The following is a 16177-nucleotide window of genomic DNA, read 5'->3' on the forward strand; positions in this document are numbered from 1 at the left end:
TTAGCCGCCTTTCTTGGACAACGCAGCGCGCTGGCGCGCTGTCAAACCATATGACTGGGAAATACGGTCAATCACAATGGCCAAAATCACCACGGCTACACCGGCATGGGCGCCCTTGCCAAAGTCCAAGTTGGTCAGACCGTGCAAGATGTCTTCACCTAGCCCACGCGCACCAATCATGGAGGCGACCACGACCATGGCCAAAGCCATCATGGTGGTTTGGTTAATGCCCGCCATGATGGAGGGCCGGGCCAGTGGTAGCTGTACCCACAGCAAGATTTGCCAGGTGCTAGCACCAAACGAAGTCGCGGCTTCGCGCACCTCTGCATCCACTTGGCGTATGCCAAGCTCCGTTAAACGAATGAGTGGTGGCAAAGAGTAGATCAAAGTGGCGATCACGGCAGGCACTTTGCCGATCGAAAACAACATCACTGCTGGCAACATGTAGACAAACATGGGGAAGGTTTGCATCACGTCAAGCACAGGCGTGAGCACGCGTGACAACCAGCGATGCCGTGCCATCAAGATGCCAATAGGTAGCCCAGCAATCAAGCACAAAATAATCGACACCAGCATGATGGCCAGGGTCTGCATGGTCTTTTCCCAAAGGCCCAAGCAGCCGATGAAGTAGAGCGATGCAACAAAGGCGACCGTAAGCCCCACGCGGCGTAGGCCAAACCAGGCCACGACACCAATAAATGCCAACACCGCTACAGGCGGCGCAGCAATCAAGAATTTTTCAATGGGCACTAAGAGTGTCTGCAGCAGAAAAGCAGAAACTTCGTGCAAAAAGTCGCCGTAATTCACCACGATGGATTCAATCCACGCGTTGAGTGCATCGGCAAACGAGATTTTCAGAAATACAGAGGTATCCATGGGGCCTGTCTCATTGGGTGGTTGCTGGCGCAATGTAGCAGCCAAGCTCCGCGCTAGGCGCGCACCACGGGCGTGGGCCAAAGCCACACACCACCGTTGCTGCGCGCCTAGGGCTTAGGGCGCTTTACTTGGCCTTGGCCTCAATTTGAGCCACCATAGATGCTGGCACCCATGTGCTCCAAATGGCCTTGTTATTGGCTACAAACTTCTTGGCCATATCGGCGGCTGGGGTCTTCTTTTCGCCCATTTCGGCAATGATGGGGTTGAGCTGGTCGCCAGACATTTGCAGGGCCGACAAGAATTTGATGACCTCTGGTGCATCCTTCTTGAACGGAGTGGATACGCCCACGCTCAGGTTGGTAGAGGGCGTGGCTGAACCGCAGGCCTCATCGGTGGTGGAGCCGAAGATGGTTTTCCAGCACGCTTCGTTAAACGCGGGCTCTTGCAGTTGCACAAACTTGTACTTACCCATCAGCCCAGCGGGCGACCAGTAGTAAAACAGGATAGGGCGACCACGTTCGACGGCCGAGGCGATAGTTGCGTCCAGCGCGCCGCCGGTGCCAGGTTTGAAGTTAGTGTAAGTGGCGTTGAGCTTGTAGGCCTTCATCTTCTGGTTGTTGTTCTTTTCGCAGTCCCAGCCTGTGGGGCAGTTCAAGAAGCGGCCTTTGGACGGGTCTTCATCGTCTTTAAACAAGTCTTTGTACTTGGGCAAGTCGGCCACAGACTTCAGGTCGGGTGCTACTGCCTTGATGTTGCGCTTGGCGTCACCTTTGACCACATACTCGGGCACATACCAGCCCTCAACCGTTCCGTCTTTCAGCAGGCTGCCCACCAAGTCCACCTTGCCTGCTTCTTTGCCTTTGCGAATGATGTCGGTGCGGCCGCCCCATTGCTCCATCCATACTTGCAAGTCGTTGGATACCAAGGCAGTTTCGGTAACCGCCGTGCTGCCGGGCACAATTTCGGTTTTGCAACCAAAGCCGTTTTCTACAAAGAAGCGCGCCAGTTCGGTATAGAACTGGCCACTTTCCCAGGTGATGCCCGCAAATTTGACGGGCTTGTCTGCCGCACACCAAGCGGGTTTGGTTTGGGCAAGTGCAGGCAGTGTGAAAGCCGCAGCTGCCAGCGCGAGGGTAGAAATCAATGGGGTACGCATGTTGTTGTCTCCTAGGGTTATATGGAATCAAGGGCTCTTATGTTCGGCTCGCCGCATGCCCATAGCGGCGAGCTTTTCAGAAGTTAGCGCGCGCTGCGGGGGATGCGCGCCACGTTGTAGTCATTGATCACGTCACAGGGTGTGTACCAGCGGTCTATTTCGGCCAGCTCTTCAGGTGTGAGCTTAATGTCTAGCGCAGCGATGTTTTGGTCTAGCTGGCTAGTGGTTTCCACTCCAATCAAGGTGGACGTTACGCCCGGCCTGCTGTTCACCCACGCCAGAGCCACTTGGGACGACAGCACGCCGCGCGCCTGTGCCACCTTGGCCACTGCCTTGGCTATGTCTAGGCTAGTTGGGTCGTTGTACTGCAGTGTGGTGAACTGGTCCGTGGTGTTGCGCAGCGAGTCAGCATTGCCGCTCAGTAAGCCGCGTGCCAAGGGGGAGAACGGAGTTACAGCAATGCCCTCATGTTGGCAATAGGGAATCATTTCGCGCTCTTCTTCACGGTAGGCTGCATTGAGCTGGCATTGCATGGAAACAAAGGGCGTCCAGCCATTGAGCTTGGCGAGGTAATTCATCTTCACGAATTGCCAAGCGTACATGGTGGATGCACCGATGTAACGCACTTTGCCAGCGCGCACCACGTCGTTCAGCGCCTGCATGGTTTCTTCCATCGGGGTGGATGGGTCAAAACCATGCACCACAAACAGATCCAAGTAGTCCGTGCCGATGCGGCGCAAGGAGGCATCCACCGCATGCATGATGTGCTTGCGTGACAAACCTTGGTCGTTCACGTCATCACTCATGGCGTACAGGCACTTGGAGGCTAGGACCAACTTGTGCCGTGGCACTTGGCGTATGGCGCGCCCCACCACCTCTTCAGACACGCCGATTGAGTAGAAGTCGGCCAAGTCAATGAAGTTAATGCCGCGCGCAATGGCCGCCTGAATTACCGGGGTAGATGCCGTTTCATCGAGTACCCATTTGCGCCACTGGGGCGTACCAAAGCCCATGGTGCCCAAACACAGGCGCGACACCTTCATGCCCGTGTTGCCGAGGTTGACGTATTCCATATCGACTTCCTCAGGCCTTAGGGGTGTAAAACGGGTTCTTCACATCGAGTGCTGCCTTGCGCACTACGTCGAGCGTGGGCTCTTGGCGCATGGCGGCAGTCACGGCACCTTTTGCTGCGGCGTAGTTGTTGGCGAACACTTCGTCGGCGTCGTGGGCGGACCAATTCACCCATACCGCAGCAATCACGCACCAGTCATTTTCCGCCTCGACTGGCAAGATGCCTTCTAGCAAACACTCTTGCACGCCTTTGGCCACACCCGCTTGGGCAGGGCCCCAGGTCATGTTTTCGTGCTGCTCGCCGCGCAGGTCGGCTTTGTTGATGAACGCTGTCATGGGCTTGACGGGCACACCCGGCTGCAGCACCACCATGTAAGGCAGGTGCCCCTTGGTCGGGGACGAGAGTGCTCCCGCCCAGGCCGAACCCACGGGGCCGGTACGAGGCCCCACCATCACGTTGATGTGGGCTGCATTGGGGCCGCTGCCAATAAATGATTCACCGATGTACATGGTTTGCCTGTCTCCTTGCGGGTTTGAAATGTTGGTTTTGCGATTACTGGCTGCATTGTGCGAAGCCATGCACCTATGTCGCAAACGATTAATGTGGCGCGCACGCATGACAAAAACTCATACCTTGGGTGTTAACCCTTGGGCTATGCGAATGGCTCATGCACCTGCATCAAAAAAGTCGTTTGTGGTGCCTGGCGTGGCGTCCTACATTGCGCGCTTTACCTCATGCGCTTAGCACCTGCTTGCACCTTCATTTCCTATGCCAACCACGACCACACCAGCCTTTATCGCCCTGCAATCACGCTTGCAATTCCCCCAGCTTTTACAAACCGAGAGTTATATCCAAGGGCACTGGACCTCTAGCGATGCGCGCTATGCGGTCACCAACCCTGCCAGTGGCGAGGTGCTCGCCCAAGTGGCCAAGTCAGGCGCGCCGCAAGCGCTCGATGCCGTTGACGCCGCCGCCACGGCCTTGGTGCAATGGCGCAGCACTACAGGCAAAGAGCGCGCAGGTGTTCTGCGCCGTTGGGCGGATTTGATGCTGCACCACCAAGATGACTTGGCCTTGATCTTGTGCACCGAGCAAGGCAAACCCTTGGCGGAGGCGCGTGGTGAGGTGGCTTATGCCGCTAGCTTTTTGGAGTGGTTTGGCGAAGAGGCCAAACGTGCCAATGGCGATGTCATTCCGTCGCACAAGGCGGACGCACGTGTCTTGGTGCTCAAGCAGCCGGTGGGCGTGGTAGCGGCCATTACGCCTTGGAATTTTCCTCTGGCCATGGTGACCCGCAAGGTTGGACCGGCGCTCGCAGCAGGCTGTACGGTGGTGCTCAAGCCTTCTGAAGAAACACCGCTGAGCGCCCACGCGCTGGCCGTGTTAGGTGAGTTGGCGGGCGTGCCAGCAGGTGTGCTCAATGTGGTGAGTGGCGACGCCCAAGCCATTGGCGAGGCGTGGATGCAAAGCCCGGTTGTGCGCAAACTCTCGTTCACGGGCTCTACCCGCATTGGCAAGTTGCTCATGGGGCAGGCTGCGCATACCTTGAAAAAGGTCTCGTTGGAGTTGGGTGGCAATGCCCCGTTTATCGTGTTTGACGACGCCGACATTGACGCTGCGGTGGACGGTGCTATGGCTTCCAAGTTTCGCAATACCGGCCAAACCTGTGTGTGCGTGAACCGCTTTTTGGTGCAAGACGCCGTGTTTGAAGCCTTTACACAAAAACTGGCGCAGCGCGTGCGAGCACTGAAAGTAGCACCTGCCACCGAGGTAGGTGCTGAGCAGGGCCCGCTCATCAACACCGCTGCTTTGGCTAAGGTTGAGCGCCATGTGGCAGATGCTGTGGCGCAAGGCGCCCAAGTGTTGTGCGGCGGCCAGCGCCATGCCTTAGGCGGCACGTTTTATGCGCCTACCGTCATCACCGGCGCTACTACGGACATGCAAATGGCGCAAGAAGAAACCTTTGGGCCCGTAGCGGCCTGCTACCGCTTCACCACGGAGGCGCAGGCCATTGCACTGGCCAATGACACGCCGTTTGGTTTGTCCGCCTATTTCTACAGCCGCGACCTGGCCCGTGTGTGGGCGGTGGCGGAACAACTGGAGTGCGGCATCGTGGGTGTGAATGAGGGCATCATCAGTACCGAAATAGCCCCCTTTGGCGGTGTCAAAGAGTCAGGCCAAGGGCGCGAAGGCTCGCAGTATGGGATCGATGACTATATGGAGCTGAAGTACGTGCTGATGGGCGGCTTGCGCAAGCGCGCCTAAGGGGCAAACGGCGCGCACATGTGGGCGCGCCGTTTCAGAGGGTGCGTCTTAAACGACTTCCGCCACCAAGTCGATTTCCACGCACGCGCCCAAAGGCAGCTGCGCGACGCCGTAGGCCGCGCGGGCGTGTGCACCTTTTTCGCCAAACACGGCAGCAAACAAATCGCTGCAGCCGTTGGTGACCAGGTGGTGCTCGGTGTAGCTGCCTGTGGAGTTCACCAAAGAGGTGAGCTTGATGATGCGTTTGATGCGGTTCAAGTCGCCCACAGCGGCGTGCAAAGTGCCCATCAAATCAATAGCCACAGCACGCGCGGCTTGTTGGCCTTCAGCGGTTTCTGTGGTGTTGCCCAATTGGCCTACCCAAGCTTTGCCATCTTTCTTGGCAATGTGGCCGCTCAAAAACACCAAGTTGCCGCTTTGCACAAAGGGCACGTAGGCAGCAACCGGTGCGGCCACGGGGGGCAGGGTGATGTTGAGTTCAGCCAGTTTGTCGTAAATGCTCATGGTGTGTGTCCTTGTGTGATGGTTTTTAGAGGTAAATATGCCATTTGCGCCCATGGGTATTGCGCAACCAGCTACCAAATGCATAGCAAATGGCGTGAGTTGCAGAGCAGTTGAAGTCAGAGTTGCTCTGCCACGCCACGCCATGCTGTGCGGCTGGTGCAGCCGTGCATGGGCTGCATTCTCGCCGATCTGGCGGTGTAGGCAGGTCTGTGCGTCTATTGCACGGTGGGGATGGTGGCGTCCAGCAAGCAGCCAAACTCGCGTGCAAAGTCCACACTCACGCGGGCATGCACGGCGCCTTGCTTGTCATAAAAGCGTTGTGTGCCTTCTAGCCCAAACACACCCTCGTGCCAGACGTTGGGGTGGATGTACAAGCCTTGGGTGCCGTCGAAGTAAAAGCACACAAAGTGCGCCGGTTTGACGTCATCCCCGGGCAGTGCCAGCGGCACCAAGAAGGGCTTTTTGTCGATGGGGAAAAACAGCTGCCCCCCATCGGGGTGGTAGTTGGCATGCCACAGCATGATGTGGGTGGGCTTGCGTTGGTGGTTGGGGTCTGCCTTCTCGGGCATTTGGGTGTAGCCCAAGACATAGTGGCCGCCTACGGCTTCGTTGCGGCCGTACAAAATGTCGCCACGCCACTGGCTCACAAACTCGCCTTGGGTGGTTCCGGCCTCGTTGCCAGAGTCTTCGTCCACCGGCCGCCAGCCCTCGGCAGGCCAGCGCTTGATTTCAATTTTTTGGGCCTCAGGGTCTTGCACCAGCACGCCATATTTTTTAAGTGACTCCGCGGTGGCCGCGACCACAGGCATGCGCACGCGTTTCAGGCCCACGGGTAGGGCAGGGTGGAGGTAGTCAAAAGGCTTGTTCATCGTGATGTTCCCTGAAACTTCTTGGCAACGCACTACATTGCGACAACACCATTGCACCAAAATGACATACGGTTCAAACCGCGAAGAAAGCGGCCATACCACTGCTGTCTTTGCAGTCTGGTGCGTTCTGTCTAGGAAATCAAGCATGCGTTGTGAAAAGTCTGGCTATAATTTGCAAAAAAGCACGATCGTTCTATTTTGTAATGATGCGGTGCGGCATAGAATCAATCAGTTGACGTGTACGTCAAGTAAAAGCCCTATTCGTAAACCTCTGGAGTTGAAGCAATGAAAGTCCTGGTCGCAGTCAAGCGTGTGGTGGACTACAACGTGAAGGTCCGCGTGAAGTCGGACAACACCGGTGTAGATATCGCCAACGTCAAAATGAGCATGAACCCTTTTGACGAAATCGCTATTGAAGAGGCCGTGCGTCTCAAAGAAAAGGGTGTGGTCACCGAAGTGATCGCTGTTTCTTGTGGCGTTACCCAATGCCAAGAGACTTTGCGCACCGCCATGGCCATCGGCGCAGACCGTGGCATCTTGGTCGAAACTTCTGAAGAACTGCAACCCTTGGCAGTGGCCAAATTGCTCAAAGCCTTGGTGGACAAAGAGCAACCTGGTTTGGTGATCTTGGGCAAGCAAGCCATTGACGATGACTGCAACCAAACGGGCCAAATGCTGGCTGCTTTGGCTAACCTGCCCCAAGCCACATTCGCCAGTAAGGTCGAAGTGGCCGATGGCAAAGCCAGCGTCACCCGTGAAGTGGACGGCGGCTTGGAAACCCTGTCTGTCACATTGCCTGCCATCGTGACCACCGACCTGCGTTTGAACGAGCCCCGCTACGTGACCTTGCCCAACATCATGAAGGCCAAGAAGAAGCAGCTCGACATCTTCAAGCCCGAAGATTTGGGCGTGAATGTGGCACCCCGCATTAAGACCCTGAGCGTGGCGGAACCCGCTAAGCGCAGCGCCGGTATCAAAGTGCCTGACGTGGCTACTTTGGTCGCCAAGTTGAAGAATGAAGCCAAGGTCATCTAAGGAACACACCATGACTGCTCTCGTAATCGCTGAACACGACAACGCATCCATCAAGGGTGCCACTCTCAATACCGTAAGCGCTGCTGCCCAATGCGGTGGTGATGTGCATGTTTTGGTCGCTGGTAGCAACGCCGCTGCCGCTGCCGCTGCCGCCGCACAAATCGCAGGCGTTAGCAAAGTGCTGCACGCGGACTCTGACGCTTTTGCGCACGGCTTGGCCGAAAACGTGGCAGCCCAAGTGCTGGCCGTGGCCGCTGGCTACAGCCACTTGGTGTTCCCCGCTACCGCATCAGGCAAAAACATTGCCCCACGCGTGGCGGCTTTGTTGGATGTGGGCCAAGTCTCTGACATCACCAAAGTGGTAAGCGCTGATACCTTTGAGCGCCCTATCTATGCGGGTAACGCTATTGCCACCGTGCAAAGCCAAGACGCTACCAAAGTGCTGACCGTGCGTACTACAGGCTTTGACCCCGCAGCTGCCACTGGTGGCAGCGCAGCAGTGGAAACCATTGCTGCAGCGGCTGCCCACGCAGGTGTGCAGTACGTTGGCTCTGAAATCGCCAAGAACGATCGCCCTGAGTTGACTGCTGCCAAGATCATCGTGTCCGGCGGCCGTGCTTTGGGTTCTAGCGAAAAGTTCACCGAAGTCATGACCCCCTTGGCTGACAAGCTCGGTGCTGCCATGGGCGCGTCCCGCGCTGCAGTGGACGCGGGCTACGCACCTAACGACTGGCAAGTGGGCCAAACCGGCAAGATCGTGGCACCTCAGCTGTATGTGGCCTGCGGTATCAGCGGCGCAATCCAGCACTTGGCCGGTATGAAAGATTCCAAGGTCATTGTGGCCATCAACAAAGACCCCGAAGCGCCTATTTTCAGCGTGGCGGATTACGGTTTAGAGGCCGATTTGTTTGTGGCAGTGCCCGAACTGATTGCGGCGCTCTAAGCGAGAAGGCAACAAGGGCATCGCGCGCGGTGCCCTTTTTTTTCGCGTGCACATTGTGTTTTGCTTGATTCAAGAACTTTTCGGAGACTCCCATGAGCTATGTCGCCCCTGTCAAAGACATGTTGTTCAACATGCAGCATCTGGCCAATATCGACCAAATTGCCCAACTGCCGGGCTTTGAAGATGCTGGTTTTGATACGGCGCAAGCCGTGTTGGAAGAGGCGGCTAAGTTCACCCAAGAGGTGCTGGCACCGCTGAACTGGGAAGGCGACAAAGCCCCCAGCAGCTGGGCCGACGGCAAGGTCACCGCGACAGCGGGCTTTAAAGAAGCCTTTGCGCAGTTTGTGCAAGGCGGCTGGCAAGGGCTGCAACACCCCACGGACTTTGGTGGCCAAGGCCTGCCTAAAACCATTGGCTCCGCATGCGGTGAAATGCAGAACTCGGCCAATATGAGCTTTGCCCTGTGCCCCTTGCTCAGCGACGGTGCCATTGAGGCCCTGCTCACTGCTGGCTCAGACGAGCTCAAAGCCACCTATCTGGAAAACCTGGTCAGCGGCAAGTGGACCGGCACCATGAACTTGACTGAGCCCCAAGCAGGCTCTGACCTGGCCATGGTGCGCAGCCGCGCGGAACCCCAACCTGACGGCACCTACAAGGTGTTTGGCACCAAGATCTTCATCACCTGGGGTGAGCACGACATGGCCGAGAACATCGTCCATTTGGTCTTGGCCCGCGTGAGTGGCGCGCCCGAAGGCGTGAAGGGCATTAGCCTGTTTGTGGTGCCCAAGTTCATGGTGAACAAAGACGGTTCTTTGGGGGCCCGCAACGATGTGCACTGCGTTTCCATCGAACACAAAATGGGCATTAAGGCCAGCCCAACCGCAGTGCTGCAATATGGCGACCACGGCGGTGCGGTGGGCTACCTGGTAGGCCAAGAAAACCGTGGCTTGGAATACATGTTTATCATGATGAACGCCGCGCGCTACGGCGTGGGCGTGCAGGGCATTGCGATTGCCGAGCGCGCTTACCAAAAGGCCGTGCAGTTTTCCAAAGACCGTGTGCAAAGTCGCCCGGTGGACGGTTCGATTGCGGCCAGCGCCCCCATCATTCACCACCCCGATGTGCGCCGCATGCTGATGACCATGCGCGCCTACACCGAGGGTTGCCGTGCCTTGTCCAGCGTAGGCGCCAGCGCTTATGACAACGCACACCACCACCCTGATGCTGAGGTGCGCAAAACCCACCAAGCGTTTTATGAATTCATGGTGCCTCTCATCAAAGGCTACAGCACCGAGATGAGCTTAGAAGTGACCTCGCTGGCCGTGCAAGTGCATGGTGGCATGGGCTTTATTGAAGAAACCGGCGTAGCCCAGTACTACCGTGATGCCAAGATTTTGACCATCTACGAAGGCACCACCGCCATCCAAGCCAATGACTTGGTGGGCCGCAAAACCGCACGCGATGGTGGCCAAACGGCCAAAGCCATCGTGAGCCAAATCGAGGCCACCGAAGCTGCATTGCTGCAAAGCGCCAGCAGCCACGCGGTCGCCGTGGCCAAGCGCCTCAAGGCGGCACGTGAGGCTTTGGTGGACGTGATTGAGTTTGTGGCGGGCAACACCAAAGCCAGCCCTAATGCCGTGTTTTCTGGCAGCGTGCCGTACCTCATGCTGGCAGGCAACGTGATGGCAGGCTGGCAATTGGCGCGCGCCTTGTTGGTGGCCCAAGAGCAACTGGCCGCAGGTGTGGACAACGCGTTTATGCAAGCCAAGATCACCACAGCCCGCTTCTACGCAGACCATATTTTGGTGAAGGCCCCCGGCCTGCGCGACAGCATTGTGGAAGGCGCTGATTGCGTTACTGAATTGGCGCTTGACGCTTTTTAAGACCAGTGTGTTGCAGGTGGTTGCTATGTAAATAGTAGCCGCCTACGCATATTTCATGGGCGCAAACGGCATATTTTCCCAATAAAACCTATTCTGAGGAGACAAGCATGTCCACATTGCCAGCACCTTTGAACCGTTTGCCTTTTCCGGTGATCGGCTCGCCACTCTTCATCATCAGCAACCCGCAGTTGGTCATCGCCCAGTGCATTGCTGGCGTGGTGGGCTCCATGCCCGCACTCAACGCCCGCCCTGCAGAGTTGCTGGAAGACTGGCTCAAGGAAATCACTGAAACCTTGGCTGCCTATAACGCGGCCCACCCCGACGCACCAGCGGCCCCATTTGCCATCAACCAAATCGTGCACAAAAGCAATGACCGCTTAGAGCACGACATGGCCTTGTGCGTGAAGTACAAGGTGCCAATCATCATCACGTCCTTGGGCGCGCGTGAAGAAATCAATGCCGCTGCGCATTCCTACGGCGGCGTGGTCTTGCACGACGTCATCAACAACAAACATGCGCACAAAGCCATTGAAAAAGGCGCGGATGGACTGATCGCAGTGGCGGCAGGCGCTGGTGGCCATGCGGGGCTGAAGAGCCCGTTTGCGCTGATCCAAGAAATCCGCCAATGGTTTGACGGCCCGCTGGCCTTGAGTGGTGCCATTTCTACCGGCGACGCGGTCTTGGCAGCACAAGCCATGGGCGCAGACTTTGCCTACATCGGCTCCGCCTTTATCGCCACCCACGAAGCCCGCGCCGTAGAGGGCTACAAGCAAGCCATTGTGGACAGTGACTCCGACGAAATCGTCTACAGCAACCTGTTCACCGGCGTGCACGGCAATTACCTAGCGCCTAGCATCCGCGCAGCGGGCCTAGACCCCGCCAACCTGCCTGAGAGCGACCCCAGCAAAATGAACTTTGGCGGCTCATCCGCCAAGGCGTGGAAAGAAATCTGGGGTTGCGGCCAAGGCATTGGTGCGATCAACAAAATCCAAAGTACAGCCGATTACGTGACCCAACTCAAACGCGAATACGTCGCTGCCCGCGGGCGCTTGGGTTTTTAAGGAAAAATGGCCGCTTGCGCCCATGGATAGTGTGCAGGATGCTATTTAATACATAGCAACCTGCGCACTCCACATGGGCTTGGTGGCCTAGTGCTCTGACGCGCAGCAGGGTGCTTTGACTTAGGCCGGAAACTGCACTACCTCCTGGCTCGGCTCCCACGGCGGGTACTTGTCCATCACGGAGGCGTACAGCGCCGAATCCTCAAATTGCAGCAACCAAGCCTGAAGCGCAGGCCAGTTTTGCGCCGCAAACCAGCCCGGGTCGGTGTGCGCAAATTGCCGCGCAAAAGGGGCAATGGCCATGTCAGCCAACTGCCGCTGCGGCCCCGCCAAAAAGCCATTCGTCGCCAGCTTGTCTTGAAGCAACTGCAAGAACTCGGCGCCCAAGGCTCGGTCAGCCAAGCCATCACTCAGGCCATGGCGGTTAGGGTATTTGTACCGGTCCAAGTGGTGCTTGAACGGTCCATCGCACTGGGCCACCAGCGCCAGCATGTCTTGCAACGCCGCGGTTGTGCTGCCCAGCCACTGCTCCGGGTCATTGCGGCGTAGTGCCCAAAGCATGATGTCCAAGCTCTGGTCAATCACCGTGCTATCTGCCAACACCAGCACAGGCACGGTCGCCTGAGGCGAGGCCAGTCGCAATGCCTCCGGCTTGTCACGCAATACCACTTCCCGCAACTCGCACGGCTGGCCGCTGATGGCTATCGCAAGCCTAGCGCGCATGGCATAAGGGCAGCGCCTAAAGCTGTACAAAATGGGGAGGGGAGACGTGGGCATAGTCGACTTCAATGCGCAGCTACTAGCTAGCGCGGGCTCTATCTAGTGGGAGGTTTGCGGCTTAGGCAGTTGCGCACCGATATGCGTTTGATGGCGTGCCTTGGCGAGTTCCCACTGGCGTTGGCGTTCGCGGGCGCTGTCTTTTTGTGTGTCGGTGGTGTGTGCGTGGCAGCGTGGGCAGCTCACACCCAGTTCGAACAAGGGGGACTCGGTGGCGCCATCTTCTAGGGGCTGGCGGCAGGCGCGGCAGAGCTGGTGCTGCCCCGGCACAAGGCCGTGGCCCACCGAGACGCGTTCGTCAAACACAAAGCATTCGCCTTCCCACAGACTTTGCTCTGGGGCGACGGTTTCCAAGTACTTGAGAATGCCGCCCTCTAAGTGGTAGACCTCGTCATAGCCTTGGGCACGCATATAGGCGGTGGATTTTTCGCAGCGTATGCCTCCGGTGCAAAACATGGCGACCTTGGGCTTTACGCCGCTGCGTGCTTGCAGTGCTTGGGCTTGCTCTACCCATGCGGGCAATTGTGAAAACGATTGGATGTGTGGGTCTAGCGCGCCTTTGAAGGTGCCGATTTCGACTTCGTAGTCGTTGCGCGTATCCACCACGACCACATGGGGGTCAGAAATCAGTGCGTTCCAGTCGGCAGGCTTGACATAGGTGCCCGCCATCAAGGTGGGGCTGATGTCCGGCACGCCCATGGTCACGATCTCTTTTTTAAGGCGCACTTTCATGCGGTAGAAGGGGGCTTTGTCGGCAAACGACTCTTTGTGATGCAAATCAGCTAACAACGGGTCGCTGCGCAGGTAGGCCAAGACTGCATGCACATCGGCAGGCGCACCGGCAATGGTGCTGTTGATGCCCTCACGGGCCAAGAGAATCAGGCCTTTGACGTGGTGCTCTTCGCAAAACGCGAGCAGCGGGGCTTTGCGCGCCTCATAGTCGGGCAAGTCCACAAATTTGTAAAAGGCAGCGGTGAGATAGGTGGTGTCAGACATGCCTCAATTGTGCCTTTTTCTCCTGCAGCGACCTCCAGAGGCTGAGTCCTCTTAGCAGGGCCAGGTTGCGCCATGCTCGGGCACGATGGCGCGCAAGCTTAGCTCGTGGCTAATGCGTGCGCGCAAGGCGTCCGACGCTGCCGCTTCGCCATGCACCACATACACCTGGTCGGGCGGCGTGGGCATGGTGCGTAGCCAAGCCAAGAGCTGGCCCGCATCTGCGTGGGCCGAGGCAGACTGCAGTTGCACGATCTCGGCGTTGACCTCGACATCACGGCCATGGATGCGCACGCTGCGTGCCCCGCTGGCAAACGTAGCCCCGCGTGTGCCCGGGGACTGGTAGCCCGTCAGTATCACCATATTGCGGTGGTTGCCAGCATGGTGTGCCAGGTGGTGCAGCACCCGTCCACCTGTGGCCATGCCGCTAGCCGACAAAATAACCATAGGGCCGTGGCGGCTTGCTAGGGCTTTGGATTCGTCGGTACTGTTGACCATGGTGGCACAGTGGGTCATGGCATGGACTTCATCGCGGCTCAAGCGGTGCTCGCCTGGGTGCTGCTCAAACAAATGCGTGGTGTGCACAGCCATGGGGCTGTCCAGAAAAATAGGCAGGCCATGGGGCACTGCGCCTTGGGCTTTGAGCTGAGCAATGGCATGGAGCAAGGCCTGTGCGCGCCCCACGGCAAACACGGGCACCACCGCCACGCCGCCGCGTGCGGCCAAGCGGGCAAGGGCAGGGCCAAGCTCTGCCAAGAGGTCTTCCGGCGGGTGGGTGCGATTGCCGTAGGTGGATTCAATGAGCACCGTATCCGCTGCCGGGGCTGGCTCCGGCGGGTTCATCAAACTGTCGTCGGGGCGACCCAGGTCGCCTGAGAACAGAATCCTTCGCCCCGCAACTTCCACCAGCACGCTGGATGCGCCCAGAATATGCCCAGCAGGGCGTAGCGTGACGCGCCAGCCGGGAATGGGCTGAAAGCAGACATGGGCTTGCACGGCCTTGATATGTGGCAGGCAGTCCAGCGCGTCTTGGCGGGTGTACAAAGGCTCTGCGGGGCGGTGTTTAGAGAAGCCATGGCGGTTGGCAAATAGGGCGTCTTCTTCCTGTAGGTGGCCACTGTCTGGCAGCAGAATTTTGCACAAGTCGCGCGTACCGGGCGATGCGTATATGGGGCCCTGAAAACCATTTTTGACCAGCAGCGGTAAGTAGCCGCTGTGGTCTAAATGGGCATGGGTGAGCACCACTGCGTCAATCGCCCGTAAAGCCTCGGGCGGTGGCGCCCAGTTGCGCAAGCGCAGCTGCTTGTAGCCCTGAAACAGGCCACAGTCGATCATCAAGGCCTTGCCCTCGCAGCGCAGCAAGTACTTGGAGCCGGTGACTGTGTCTGCAGCCCCTAAGAAAGTAAGAGAAACGCCCATGGAGTTGCCTCGCAGCTTGGCAGGCCGGCCCAAGCGGGCACAAAAAAGCCGCCAAGTCGTTTATAGACCGGGCGGCTCATTGGGCAAGCGGCGTGTGCCGCTTACTTGATGTGTATCAACTAAAGAAGCTCTTCAAGCGGTCGGTCCAGCTGTCGCCCGAGGGGGAATGCTTGCTACCACCTTTTTTGAAGGACTCATCCAACTCTTTGAGCAAGCGGCGTTGGTGCTCCGTGAGTTTGACGGGCGTCTCAATCGCGATGTGGCAATACAAGTCGCCAGGGTAGCTGGAGCGCACACCCTTGATACCTTTGCCGCGCAAACGGAATTGCTTACCGGTTTGGGTGCCTTCGGGGATGTCGATCGCTGCTTTACCGGCCAGCGTGGGCACATCAATCTCGCCGCCCAAGGCCGCAGTGACCATGCTGATGGGCACGGAGCAATGCAGATCATCGCCATCGCGCTCAAAGATGTCATGTTTCTTGAGGCGGATCTCAATGTACAGGTCGCCCGGAGGTCCGCCATTGGTGCCTGGTTCGCCGTTGCCCGCGCTACGGATGCGCATGCCACCATCGATACCTGCTGGGATTTTGACTTCCAGCGTTTTTTGGCGCTTGATCTTGCCTTGGCCTGCGCACGCAATGCACGGCTCGGGAATGACCTTGCCCGAACCTCGACAAGTCGGGCAGGTTTGCTGCACGCTGAAAAAGCCTTGCCGCATCTGCACTTGGCCTGCGCCATTACAGGTGCCGCAAGTCTTGACCTGCGTGCCCACTTTGGCACCGGTGCCGTGGCACACATCGCAGTTGTCCCAGCTAGGAATGCGTATTTGCGCATCTTTGCCACGGGCGGCTTCTTCTAGCGTGACTTCCATGGCATAGCTCAGGTCGCCACCGCGGTAGACCTGTCGGCCACCGCCTGCGCGCCCGCGCTGTTGGCCAAACATGTCGCCAAAAATGTCACCAAAGGCTTCGGCAAATCCGCCATAGCCTTCTGCACCGCCGCGCATATTGGGGTCCACACCGGCATGGCCGTGTTGGTCATAGGCCGCGCGCTTTTGCGCGTCGGACAGCATCTCGTAAGCCTCTTTGGCTTCCTTGAACTTTTCTTCAGCCACCTTGGAAGAGTCGCCCTGATTGCGGTCAGGGTGGTGCTTCATCGCCAGTTTGCGATATGCCTTCTTGATCTCTTCTTCCGGGGCATTTTTAGGTACTCCCAGAACTTCGTAATAGTCTCTTTTGGCCATGTTTTACTGCGCCCATTGATAACACAAAAGCCGCGTTAAGCACCTTGCAGTGTTTAACGCGGCGCGTTTAGCTACCGTGGT

Annotated in this window: 15 protein-coding genes; 5 read left to right on the forward strand and 10 right to left on the reverse strand. The window is 57.9% G+C overall.

The window, feature by feature from the left end:
- The 4 genes from EXZ61_RS07310 to fae form a co-directional block, all read right to left on the reverse strand.
- Entirely contained in the window at positions 1-876 is an 876-nt protein-coding gene (locus tag EXZ61_RS07310) for an ABC transporter permease (protein WP_142810478.1), read from the reverse strand.
- A 124-nt stretch (positions 877-1000) separates the two neighbouring features.
- On the reverse strand, positions 1001-2032 hold the full coding sequence (locus tag EXZ61_RS07315) for an ABC transporter substrate-binding protein (protein WP_142810480.1): 1032 nt from the start codon (positions 2030-2032) through the stop codon (positions 1001-1003).
- An 83-nt stretch (positions 2033-2115) separates the two neighbouring features.
- On the reverse strand, positions 2116-3105 hold the full coding sequence (locus EXZ61_RS07320; RefSeq protein ID WP_142810481.1) for an aldo/keto reductase: 990 nt from the start codon (positions 3103-3105) through the stop codon (positions 2116-2118).
- Positions 3106-3115: 10 nt separating this feature from the next.
- A complete protein-coding gene (fae, locus tag EXZ61_RS07325; protein ID WP_237219118.1) occupies positions 3116-3613 on the reverse strand; it encodes a formaldehyde-activating enzyme in 498 nt (165 codons plus the stop codon).
- A gap of 259 nt (positions 3614-3872) precedes the next feature.
- Here fae and EXZ61_RS07330 point away from each other — a divergent pair, with 259 nt between their 5' ends.
- Positions 3873-5369 carry an NAD-dependent succinate-semialdehyde dehydrogenase gene (locus tag EXZ61_RS07330; RefSeq protein WP_142810485.1) on the forward strand — a complete coding sequence of 499 codons (1497 nt, stop codon included), beginning with the start codon at positions 3873-3875 and terminating at the stop codon, positions 5367-5369.
- A 48-nt stretch (positions 5370-5417) separates the two neighbouring features.
- On the opposite strand, the gene EXZ61_RS07335 is transcribed toward EXZ61_RS07330, so the two are convergent.
- Together EXZ61_RS07335 and EXZ61_RS07340 are read right to left on the reverse strand one after the other, a co-directional pair.
- Positions 5418-5873 (reverse strand): RidA family protein, encoded by a 456-nt coding sequence (locus EXZ61_RS07335; protein ID WP_142810487.1) that lies wholly within the window; start codon positions 5871-5873, stop codon positions 5418-5420.
- A gap of 215 nt (positions 5874-6088) precedes the next feature.
- A complete protein-coding gene (locus tag EXZ61_RS07340; RefSeq protein WP_142810489.1) occupies positions 6089-6742 on the reverse strand; it encodes an ureidoglycolate lyase in 654 nt (217 codons plus the stop codon).
- A gap of 285 nt (positions 6743-7027) precedes the next feature.
- On the opposite strand from EXZ61_RS07340, the gene EXZ61_RS07345 reads away from it, so the two are divergent.
- The 4 genes from EXZ61_RS07345 (at position 7028) to EXZ61_RS07360 (ending at position 11664) form a co-directional block, all read left to right on the forward strand.
- Positions 7028-7777, forward strand: coding sequence for an electron transfer flavoprotein subunit beta/FixA family protein (locus EXZ61_RS07345; protein WP_142810491.1), 750 nt, complete (start codon positions 7028-7030; stop codon positions 7775-7777).
- 10 nt (positions 7778-7787) lie between these two features.
- The gene (locus tag EXZ61_RS07350) at positions 7788-8720 is read left to right on the forward strand and encodes an electron transfer flavoprotein subunit alpha/FixB family protein (protein ID WP_142810493.1); all 933 of its coding nucleotides are present in this window, start codon (positions 7788-7790) and stop codon (positions 8718-8720) included.
- Positions 8721-8812: 92 nt separating this feature from the next.
- On the forward strand, positions 8813-10603 hold the full coding sequence (locus tag EXZ61_RS07355; RefSeq protein ID WP_142810495.1) for an acyl-CoA dehydrogenase: 1791 nt from the start codon (positions 8813-8815) through the stop codon (positions 10601-10603).
- Between the two features lie 107 nt (positions 10604-10710).
- A complete protein-coding gene (locus EXZ61_RS07360; protein ID WP_142810497.1) occupies positions 10711-11664 on the forward strand; it encodes an NAD(P)H-dependent flavin oxidoreductase in 954 nt (317 codons plus the stop codon).
- 120 nt (positions 11665-11784) lie between these two features.
- Here EXZ61_RS07360 and EXZ61_RS07365 read toward each other — a convergent pair whose 3' ends face one another.
- The 4 genes from EXZ61_RS07365 to dnaJ form a co-directional block, all read right to left on the reverse strand.
- Positions 11785-12441: a glutathione S-transferase gene (locus tag EXZ61_RS07365; RefSeq protein ID WP_142810499.1), complete on the reverse strand. Its 657-nt coding sequence runs from the start codon at positions 12439-12441 to the stop codon at positions 11785-11787.
- A gap of 42 nt (positions 12442-12483) precedes the next feature.
- Complete coding sequence (trhO, locus tag EXZ61_RS07370) at positions 12484-13437, reverse strand: oxygen-dependent tRNA uridine(34) hydroxylase TrhO (RefSeq protein ID WP_142810501.1); 954 nt, start codon at positions 13435-13437, stop codon at positions 12484-12486.
- A 51-nt stretch (positions 13438-13488) separates the two neighbouring features.
- On the reverse strand, positions 13489-14853 hold the full coding sequence (locus EXZ61_RS07375) for an MBL fold metallo-hydrolase RNA specificity domain-containing protein (RefSeq protein ID WP_142810503.1): 1365 nt from the start codon (positions 14851-14853) through the stop codon (positions 13489-13491).
- Positions 14854-14968: 115 nt separating this feature from the next.
- On the reverse strand, positions 14969-16096 hold the full coding sequence (gene dnaJ / locus EXZ61_RS07380; RefSeq protein ID WP_142810505.1) for a molecular chaperone DnaJ: 1128 nt from the start codon (positions 16094-16096) through the stop codon (positions 14969-14971).
- Between the last annotated feature and the right edge of the window lie 81 nt (positions 16097-16177).

The organism is Rhodoferax aquaticus, from assembly GCF_006974105.1.
Lineage (GTDB): Bacteria > Pseudomonadota > Gammaproteobacteria > Burkholderiales > Burkholderiaceae_C > Allorhodoferax > Allorhodoferax aquaticus_A.

What these genes read in the sequence shown, in the direction of transcription:
- EXZ61_RS07310 (WP_142810478.1), bottom strand. Translation starts at nt 876, where the DNA reads ATGGATACCTCTGTATTTCTGAAAATCTCGTTTGCCGATGCACTCAAC.
- EXZ61_RS07315 (WP_142810480.1), bottom strand. Translation starts at nt 2,032, where the DNA reads ATGCGTACCCCATTGATTTCTACCCTCGCGCTGGCAGCTGCGGCTTTC.
- EXZ61_RS07320 (WP_142810481.1), bottom strand. Translation starts at nt 3,105, where the DNA reads ATGGAATACGTCAACCTCGGCAACACGGGCATGAAGGTGTCGCGCCTG.
- fae (WP_237219118.1), bottom strand. Translation starts at nt 3,613, where the DNA reads ATGTACATCGGTGAATCATTTATTGGCAGCGGCCCCAATGCAGCCCAC.
- EXZ61_RS07330 (WP_142810485.1), top strand. Translation starts at nt 3,873, where the DNA reads ATGCCAACCACGACCACACCAGCCTTTATCGCCCTGCAATCACGCTTG.
- EXZ61_RS07335 (WP_142810487.1), bottom strand. Translation starts at nt 5,873, where the DNA reads ATGAGCATTTACGACAAACTGGCTGAACTCAACATCACCCTGCCCCCC.
- EXZ61_RS07340 (WP_142810489.1), bottom strand. Translation starts at nt 6,742, where the DNA reads ATGAACAAGCCTTTTGACTACCTCCACCCTGCCCTACCCGTGGGCCTG.
- EXZ61_RS07345 (WP_142810491.1), top strand. Translation starts at nt 7,028, where the DNA reads ATGAAAGTCCTGGTCGCAGTCAAGCGTGTGGTGGACTACAACGTGAAG.
- EXZ61_RS07350 (WP_142810493.1), top strand. Translation starts at nt 7,788, where the DNA reads ATGACTGCTCTCGTAATCGCTGAACACGACAACGCATCCATCAAGGGT.
- EXZ61_RS07355 (WP_142810495.1), top strand. Translation starts at nt 8,813, where the DNA reads ATGAGCTATGTCGCCCCTGTCAAAGACATGTTGTTCAACATGCAGCAT.
- EXZ61_RS07360 (WP_142810497.1), top strand. Translation starts at nt 10,711, where the DNA reads ATGTCCACATTGCCAGCACCTTTGAACCGTTTGCCTTTTCCGGTGATC.
- EXZ61_RS07365 (WP_142810499.1), bottom strand. Translation starts at nt 12,441, where the DNA reads ATGCCCACGTCTCCCCTCCCCATTTTGTACAGCTTTAGGCGCTGCCCT.
- trhO (WP_142810501.1), bottom strand. Translation starts at nt 13,437, where the DNA reads ATGTCTGACACCACCTATCTCACCGCTGCCTTTTACAAATTTGTGGAC.
- EXZ61_RS07375 (WP_142810503.1), bottom strand. Translation starts at nt 14,853, where the DNA reads ATGGGCGTTTCTCTTACTTTCTTAGGGGCTGCAGACACAGTCACCGGC.
- dnaJ (WP_142810505.1), bottom strand. Translation starts at nt 16,096, where the DNA reads ATGGCCAAAAGAGACTATTACGAAGTTCTGGGAGTACCTAAAAATGCC.